The following is an 8,386-nucleotide window of genomic DNA, read 5'->3' as shown; positions in this document are numbered from 1 at the left end:
CGCGTTTGACTGGTACCAAAACCTTCATTGGCGGGGTCTCCCTTATGATTTCAGCCGCCCGAAACGGGGGCAATCAGCTCTCCGGAAATTTTATTAGCCTTTTGCGGGCGCAGAAAACAGCCCCTAATGACGCAACTTTCGTTCAAAGACGTGACGTTTGCCGGAACAAATGTCGCAACGTCATAGAGGATCGACAGGATCAGCGGTTCGCGCCCGGCACCCACAAGACGTCATCCGCGCCGTTGTTATTGGCCACCCGCGAGGCGACAAAGAACCAATCGGACAGGCGGTTGAGGTATTTGACGCCAATGTCGTTGATGGTTTCGATTTGGCTCAGCTCGACCGAGAGGCGTTCGGCGCGGCGTGCCACGGTACGGCACAGATGCAAATGTGCCGCTAATGCTGATCCGCCCGGCAGGACAAAGGAGCGTAAAGGCGCGAGATCTGCGTTCATTGTGTCGATTTCCAATTCGAGCCGGTCGACCTGTGAGGCGATCAGACGCAGCGGCGGATAGTCGGCCTCAGCGTCCTGTTCCATGCCGGGGCGGCACAGGTCCGCACCCAGATCGAACAGGTCATTTTGAATGCGCGACAGCGCCACATCCATTTCGCCCACCGCATGCAGACGCGCCAGCCCCACGGTGGAATTCAACTCGTCCACTGTGCCGTACGCGTCGACCCGAGGGTTATATTTGGCCACCCGCGTTCCATCGCCCAGAGCGGTTTCACCTGTGTCGCCCGTGCGCGTGTAGATTTTGTTCAAAACAACCATATCAGTTCCCCGTTTTGCGCAGAGCCACATAAATCACCACAAGGATGACCGCGCCCAATTGCGCGAGAATGCGGTATTGCATCAGCTTGTTGGACTTTTTCGCCCCCTCCGCTCCGCCGCGCCCAAACTGGCCGATGCCAAGTGCGAGGATGACGAGGACGACGAGGCAGGCGGCGCCAATGATGTAGAGGAGCGGATCGGAATTCATGTGCATATCCTTCGTGTTTGTACCGCAGATAGCGCATTTTGGCGCAAGGCCCAACACGCGATTGGTCGCGCTTAGATCTTGGCCATCACCCGGTCGATGAGCCGCTGTGGCAGGAGGCGTCGTGACAGGGCGGCGATATAGGTGGGTGTTGTGACATAATAATGCGCGCGGGGGGTGGCCGCGGTCAGGGCGCGCAAAACTTTGGCGCTGACTGCCTCTGGGCCCAATTCAAACCGGTCCGGCGCGCTGGTTTCGGTGGCTTTGTAGAGGCGCGGGACGAGGGCGTTGCGATACTGATCGGCGCGCGCTGAGGCCTGCCAATCAATCCATTTGTCAAATTGTTGGCGTGCATTGAGACGAAAGGCGGTGCCAATCGGGCCGGGTTCGATGGTGATGACTTTGATCCCTGTGCCGCGCATTTCCAGCCGTAGCGTGTCGGTCAGACCCTCAAGGGCGAATTTTGTGGAGTTGTAGCTGCCGCGCCAAGGCATCGCCATGAGGCCAAGCACGGAGGAGCATTGTATGATGCGGCCGTGCCCCTTGCCATCCGTGCCCTGCGCCCGCATCACCGGAATGACCCGACGCGTCAGATCGTGCCAGCCAAAAAAATTTGCCTCGAAATTTTGACGCAGCGCTGCGACGGGCAGGTCTTCAACAGCGGCGGGGATGGCGTAAGCGCCGTTGTTGAACAGCGCGTCCAAGGTGCCGCCGGTGCGGGCGAGGGTCTCGTTGAATCCGGCTTCAATCGAGGCCGGGTCTTCGTAATCCAGACGGAAACTTTCCAAACCCTCAGATGTCAGGCGCGCCACATCATCCTGCGCACGGCAGGTTGCAAACACCCGCCAGCCTTTGGATTTTAGAAAATGAGCGGCGTGATGGCCGATGCCAGTGGAGCAGCCGGTGATCAGGATCGTGCGCATGAAAAAGCCTTTTGCGAGGATGCAAAAGGCTTAGAGCGCAAAGGCGAGAGGGGAAAGCCGGTTTTGCGAACAGGTGGGGTTATTGCGCCAGAGCGCGTAGGAAATTGGCCGACATATAGCCCGACACGCCATCGCCTTCGACAGAGATTTTGACCCAACCGTTCTCGACAGGAGAGATCACCTGAACGATTTCGGCAAAATGCACCTGCCCCAAAACCTCATGATTGGTGGAAGGGCCGGAGCGGACGTTGACACGCGTGGCGGTCACTTCGCGCAGGGTCATGTCAGGCGCGTCAAGGGAGGCGGGTTGCAACAAACCAGCCAGTTTTTCGGGGTCGCTGACGCGGGTTGTAGCGGTGGCGACGGTTTGCGTTGGAGTGTCGCTAAAGCTTGCAAGCTGCGCCATCGTGCCTTGGGTCGCATCCGCTTGTACCTCGGGCGCAAGGCCGGAGGGCGACAAGGCCTTTTGAGCGTTCAGTTCAGCCAAGGTCGGCACATAGGCCCCCTGACGTTTGCGATCCATGCCAAAAGCGGCATTCCAAGTTTCGGATAGGTTGGCAAGGACAGAGACCTTTTCGGAACGTCTCAGGTCAAGCTGGGCCTGTTCTTCGGCGGACAAATCCCGCCCGAACACCATAAGGGCCGCCCAAAGCCCAACGAAAGTGATCGCCAAAAGACGCAGCATATCGTTTCCCCCCAAACACTTGTTACAGCTCCATACTACGCGATTCGCGAGGGAGTGACGGGGAAAACTGCGCCATTGGTCCGCCTAAGATGTCCGACGTTGCCGGAGGAGCACGCGAGACGCGCTTGCCGGGGGGCGAGGTGGGCGCTATTCATCGACACATGAGCAGTGATTTGACCCAAGACCCGCCCGCAGGTGGCACGCCCCCGACTGATTTTTCAGAATCGCTTCGCCAAGCCATTGGCGATCGTTACCTGACCTATGCGCTTTCGACCATCATGCACCGGGCGCTGCCCGATGCGCGCGATGGGTTGAAGCCGGTGCATCGGCGCATTCTCTACGCGATGCGCGAATTGCGTCTCTCGTCAGGTGGGGGGTTCCGCAAATCGGCGAAAATCTCCGGCGACGTGATGGGGAATTATCACCCGCATGGCGATATGGCGATTTACGACGCCATGGCGCGGTTGGCGCAGGATTTTAACGTCCGCTATCCACTGGTCGATGGTCAGGGGAACTTTGGCAATATTGATGGCGATAACCCGGCGGCCTCGCGTTACACCGAGGCGCGGATGACCATCGCGGCGGAGGCGCTGCTCGAAGGTCTGGCCGAGGATGCGGTCGATTTTCGCGACAACTACGACGGCACGTTGCGCGAACCCGAAGTGCTGCCCGCCGCCTTTCCAAACCTTTTGGCCAATGGCTCAAGCGGTATTGCGGTGGGGATGGCGACGAACATCCCGCCGCATAATATTTCCGAGCTGATTGATGCTTCGCTGCACATGATCAAAACGCCGGATGTGCGCGATGAGACGCTTTTGAATTATGTCAAAGGCCCGGATTTCCCCACCGGCGGCGTGATTGTTGAGCCACGCGAAAGTATGATGAAAACCTACGCCACCGGGCGTGGGTCGTTCCGGGTGCGGGCGAAATGGGAGGTTGAGGATCTGGGGCGCGGGCAATGGCAGATTGTCGTCACCGAAATCCCTTATCAGGTCCAAAAATCCAAACTCATCGAAAAACTCGCCGAGTTGATCCAGACCAAAAAAGTGCCGATTCTGGGGGATGTGCGCGACGAGAGTGCCGAGGACATCCGGGTGATCTTGGAGCCGAAATCCAAAAACGTCCTGCCTGAGGTGTTGATGAACACGCTGTTCCGCAACTCCGATCTGGAGACGCGGTTCGCGCTCAACATGAACGTGTTGATCGACGGGCGCACGCCGAAAGTGTGCTCGCTCAAAGAGGTGCTGCGCGCTTGGCTTGATCACCGCCGCGTGGTGTTGCAACGCCGTTCTCAGCACCGTTTGGAAAAGATCGACCACCGCCTTGAGGTGCTCGAAGGCTTTATCATCGCCTTTCTCAATCTCGACCGGGTGATCGACATCATCCGCTATGACGATGATCCGAAAATGGCGTTGATGGCGGAGAACTGGGGCGTGGATCATGCCCGCGCCATGTCGGAAAAAGACTATGTCTCGCCGCTGCCCGCCAAAGAGGGCGTGGGGGAGCTGACCGAAGTGCAAGCCGAGGCGATCCTCAACATGCGCCTGCGGTCCTTGCGGCGTCTCGAAGAGATCGAACTGATCAAGGAACGCGATGCGTTGCGGGCGGAAAAGGCCGGGCTTCATGCGCTGTTGGACAGCGAAGTCATGCAATGGGACCGCATTTCCGAAGAACTGAAAGAGACCAAAAAGAAATTTGGCAAAGACTATGCCCGTGGTATGCGCCTGTCGCAATTTGCCGAGGCCGCCGAGGTCGAGGACGTGCCGCTTGAGGCGATGATTGAACGCGAGCCAATCACTGTGGTCTGTTCGCAAATGGGCTGGATACGCGCCATGTCGGGTCACATTGACCTGACGCGCGAGTTGAAATTCAAAGACGGAGATGCGCCGCGATTCTGTTTCCATGCGGAAACCACGGATCGACTGTTGCTGATGGGGTCAAACGGGCGGTTCTATACGCTCTCGGGAGCCGGTCTTCCGGGCGGGCGTGGCATGGGTGAACCTGTGCGCTTGATGGTGGATCTGCCGAATGAGGCGGAGATCGTCGATATTTTCGTCCATGATCCCGAGGGCAAATTGATTGTCGCCTCCAATGCTGGCAATGGCTTTGTCATCCCCGAAAAAGAGGTGGTGGCGCAGACCCGCTCTGGCAAACAGGTGCTTAATGTCAAAGGCGGCGAAGTGGCCGCCGTGGTGCGCCGGGTGCAGGGCGATCACGTTGCCGTCATGTCGCAAAACCGCAGGTTCATTGTGTTCCCGATTTCCGAAGTCCCGGAATTGAACCGTGGCAAGGGCGTGCGGCTGCAGAAATACAATCAGGCACGCGGCGCGCAGGGGCTTTTGGAATTGGATGGCGGGCTGTCCGATCTGACCACGTTTAAGTGGGAGGAGGGGCTAAGCTGGACCATGGGCGGGGGCAATACACGCACCGAGAAAGACCTGACGCAATGGCTGAGCAAACGGGCGGGCATTGGCAAACAGCCGCCGCATGGGTTCCCGCGTGACAATAAATTTGGCTAAGCTTTCAGGCAGGGCGTAACGAGAGGGCCGGGGTATGGCGCAGCTTTTGAAAACCGACGTCGAGGGCCGCCTCGTCCCGCTGTTGTCGCTCTCGATCTGGACGGCGGTGTTGTCGGTGGTGACGCTTGGGTTCTATCGGTTTTGGATGAAAACCCGGCTGCGGCGGCATTTTTGGTCCGCCATCCGTCCCGACCGCACGCCGTTGGAATATGTCGGCAAGGGCATTGAGAAATTCACCGGATTTCTCATCGCTTTGGTGATTTTGGCGCTGTTGATCGGGGTTGTGGCGCTGATTTTGGTCTATGCCTCTTTTGCGCTGTTCCAAGAGGAATATGAGGCCTATCTCATCGCCGCCGTCCTTGCCATTCCGCTGATCTATTTCGCCTCCTACCGCGCCAAACGCTATGTCTATGCGCGCACACGGTGGCGCGGCATTCGCTTTGGGCTTGAACCTGCAGCAGGGAGATACACCGCCTATGCGATGGGGCAGTTGTTTTTGACGCTGATCACGATGGGGGTTCTTTGGCCCCGCATGACTTTCAAACTTGAAAAATTCCGCACGGATCGGACGTTTTTTGGCACTCAGAGGCTGAACCAAGGCGGGCGTTGGACCGGGTTGATCAAGCCGTTTTTGCCGGTGTTGATCTCTTTTTGGGTCATTCTTTTTGTCATTGGCGGCGCGGTCTGGCTTTCCGTCGAGGGGGATTTTGTGCTCTCGGCATGGGCCGGATTGATGCCCCTCCTTTCCATCGTCGCGATTTTTGGCGGTCTGTTTTTCTACACCCGCTACCGTGTGGTCGCCCTGCGCTACATGGCCAATCACAAAACCGCAGGCGGGGTGGGCCTGATTTCCAACGCCTCTTTCCCGCGCATTTTCTGGTTGAATTTTGCGGGCTATATCCTGACCAACCTCTTCACCACATTGGCCTCTTTGGCCGTGGCTGGTGTTGCCTCGGGCGTTCTGATTTTGGCCTTCCCCGGCCTGCGCGACTTTGGCCTGTTTGCCACTGGCGCGGTCTCGGATGGCTCGGGGTTGGGGGGCGATGGGATGCCCTCGGCCGAAGTGGGCGTGTTCTTTGCGATCTTTATCTACATGTCGACATTGTTGTTTTTCTCGGTGTTTCGTCAGACCTTTGTACTGTTCCCGGTGTGGCGGCATTATGCCGAAACGCTGACCCTGACCGGCGGCGAACATCTTCGCAAGATCGCACAGCGTGCCCGTGACGAGGCCGGAGAGGCCGAAGGCATGGCCGAAGCGTTTGATTTGGGAGCCGCGATATGACCGGGGCCGTGCGTAGCCCCTGGGGGCCAATACCCGAAGGGGTGCTTTGCGATTTCGTTGATGGCGAAAGCGCGCATCGCCATGAGGTCTATGTGCAAGTCCGTCCTAACGAGGCGGGGCTGTCTTTGTCCTACACCGATGACACGGGGCAGGCGCAGACATGGACGTGGCCGTTGTCGCATCTGCGCCATGTCGAGGGGCAGACCAAGCTGCGTTGGGGGCCGGCACGGTTGGGGGTGTTCACCAATGTGCTGACCCCCACGGCGCGGCTGTATGTGCGTGACACTGTTTTGTTGCACGACATCGAAGCGCGCGCGCCGTCTCTGCGCCATCGTGCGCCGGTCACCGGGCGCGGGCGTCTCGCGGGATTGATCGCGGGAGCCATGGGGTCTGTGGCGCTGATCGTGTTTTTCCTGATCCCGTTGATTGCCGATCAATTGGCCACGTTGTTGCCCATTGAGGGCGAACGCGCATTGGGCGAAAAGACCTATCAACAGGTGCGCGAGGCGTTTTCGGGCGGGTTTGTGCCGCTTGGTGAATGCGAGAACGAACAGGGTCTTGCAGCGTTAAAGCAGATGGAAACCAAATTGCTCGCCGCTTCCACGCTTGCCTCGGATGCGGTGCAATTGACCGTGCTGGATTTCGACATGGTCAATGCCTTTGCCTTGCCCGGCGGGCGTATCGTGGTCATGCGCGGGTTGATTGATGCGGCGGAATCGCCGGATGAGGTCGCCGCCGTCATTGCGCATGAAATGGGCCATGTCGATCACCGCGATCCCACCCGCCACGCTTTGCGCTCGGTCGGCACCTTTGGCGTGCTCTCGCTGGTGTTTGGGGATTTTGCCGGCGGCACGATGGTGTTGATGGCGGTCAATCAATTGGTCAACGCGCAGTATAGCCAAGCGGCGGAAAGTGCCGCCGACAGCTATGCGCATGAGATGTTGCCGCGTGCGGGTATTTCGCCCGGCGCGCTGGCACCCTTGTTTGAACGGCTCAAAGCCGAATATGGCGACAGCGAAGGCCTTGCTTCGCATCTGGCCAGTCATCCGCAGCTTGGCGATCGTGTGACGCGGGCGCAGGCGGCGGCCGATTCCTATGTCGATGAGGGTGTGCCGTTTATGTCGAACATGGCGTGGCAGCGGCTGCGCCAAATTTGCGATTAAGGACCAGACGTTGCGTGAGGCGACATTTGCCTTTAGTCGTGATCTGGACCAAATTTGGAGGATACCCTGTGATCTCACTTGCTCGCCGCGTCGTTGTCGGACTGTCGTTTTTGGCGCTGGTCGCCTGTAGCGATGCCAAAATGGTGACCGAAGACACGCCGCTGGTGAATCTCGGGGATTTTACCCTTGGCCATAACGTCGTGGTGGCGACAGATATGCAAAAGGCCCCGTTCTCACGCAATGCGACGGAGGAGGAGGTTGAGACCGCTTTGAAAGCCGCGATGCAGGCGCGGTTTGGCCGCTACGACGGAGACAAGCTTTATCACATCGGTATCAAAGTGGACGCTTATGGCCTTGCCGCGCCAGGGATTCCGGTGGTGTTCACGCCCAAATCGGTGCTCGTGCTCACGGTCAACATTTGGGACGATGCGCAGGGCAAAAAACTGACGGATAAGCCCAAGCTTTTGACGGTGTTCGAAAGCCTGTCAGGCGAGACCCTGATTGGCTCGGGCCTGACACGGACCAAACAGGAACAGCTCGACATCCTGACCCGGAATGCGGCCTTAAAGGTAGAGCGGTGGTTGTTGGAAAATGGGGAGTGGTTTGGCATTGACCCCGTCGCCCCCGAAACCACGGACGCCGACGAAGCCAAGGCGGCGCTTGCGGTACTCGCACCAGATGCGGTTCCTGAGACACCAAATGCCACAAAGAGCAACTGACGCTTGATTTTCCTCTCCAGAGCCAATAACTAGCCCGCGATGTTAATTCGGGTCTTGATCGACCCAGTCAAACCAAGAGGCGCCTCGATATGGCTAAGGAAAAGTTTGAGCGTTCCAA

At 58.5% G+C, this 8,386-nt stretch carries 8 protein-coding genes; 4 read left to right on the top strand and 4 right to left on the bottom strand.

Going from position 1 to position 8,386, the window contains the following annotated elements; all coding sequences use genetic code 11:
• Nucleotides 1-199: 199 nt before the first annotated feature.
• From B30_RS21080 to B30_RS21605, 4 genes are all read right to left on the bottom strand, one after another.
• Complete coding sequence (locus tag B30_RS21080; RefSeq protein ID WP_009574300.1) at nt 200-772, bottom strand: cob(I)yrinic acid a,c-diamide adenosyltransferase; 573 nt, start codon at nt 770-772, stop codon at nt 200-202.
• 1 nt (nt 773) lies between these two features.
• Nucleotides 774-980 carry a twin transmembrane helix small protein gene (locus tag B30_RS21075; RefSeq protein ID WP_009574299.1) on the bottom strand — a complete coding sequence of 69 codons (207 nt, stop codon included), beginning with the start codon at nt 978-980 and terminating at the stop codon, nt 774-776.
• Between the two features lie 71 nt (nt 981-1,051).
• Nucleotides 1,052-1,900 carry an SDR family NAD(P)-dependent oxidoreductase gene (locus tag B30_RS21070; RefSeq protein ID WP_009574298.1) on the bottom strand — a complete coding sequence of 283 codons (849 nt, stop codon included), beginning with the start codon at nt 1,898-1,900 and terminating at the stop codon, nt 1,052-1,054.
• Nucleotides 1,901-1,979: 79 nt separating this feature from the next.
• Nucleotides 1,980-2,585 carry an SH3 domain-containing protein gene (locus B30_RS21605; protein ID WP_009574297.1) on the bottom strand — a complete coding sequence of 202 codons (606 nt, stop codon included), beginning with the start codon at nt 2,583-2,585 and terminating at the stop codon, nt 1,980-1,982.
• Between the two features lie 161 nt (nt 2,586-2,746).
• Here B30_RS21605 and B30_RS21060 point away from each other — a divergent pair, with 161 nt between their 5' ends.
• The 4 genes from B30_RS21060 to B30_RS21045 all read left to right on the top strand — a co-directional run bounded on the left by B30_RS21060 (nt 2,747) and on the right by B30_RS21045 (nt 8,268).
• Nucleotides 2,747-5,104: a DNA topoisomerase IV subunit A gene (locus B30_RS21060; RefSeq protein WP_009574296.1), complete on the top strand. Its 2,358-nt coding sequence runs from the start codon at nt 2,747-2,749 to the stop codon at nt 5,102-5,104.
• Between the two features lie 34 nt (nt 5,105-5,138).
• Nucleotides 5,139-6,386, top strand: coding sequence for a DUF898 family protein (locus B30_RS21055; RefSeq protein ID WP_009574295.1), 1,248 nt, complete (start codon nt 5,139-5,141; stop codon nt 6,384-6,386).
• Nucleotides 6,383-7,549 (top strand): M48 family metallopeptidase, encoded by a 1,167-nt coding sequence (locus tag B30_RS21050; RefSeq protein WP_009574294.1) that lies wholly within the window; start codon nt 6,383-6,385, stop codon nt 7,547-7,549. The genes B30_RS21055 and B30_RS21050 overlap by 4 nt, the downstream gene beginning before the upstream one ends.
• Nucleotides 7,550-7,617: 68 nt before the next feature.
• On the top strand, nt 7,618-8,268 hold the full coding sequence (locus B30_RS21045) for a hypothetical protein (RefSeq protein ID WP_009574293.1): 651 nt from the start codon (nt 7,618-7,620) through the stop codon (nt 8,266-8,268).
• Nucleotides 8,269-8,386 lie beyond the last annotated feature (118 nt).

It is taken from the genome of Celeribacter baekdonensis B30 (assembly GCF_000299875.1).
Taxonomy (GTDB): Bacteria; Pseudomonadota; Alphaproteobacteria; order Rhodobacterales; family Rhodobacteraceae; genus Celeribacter; species Celeribacter baekdonensis_A.
Note: the sequence above shows the minus strand (reverse complement) of the source record. Positions and strands in the feature narration are given on the sequence as shown.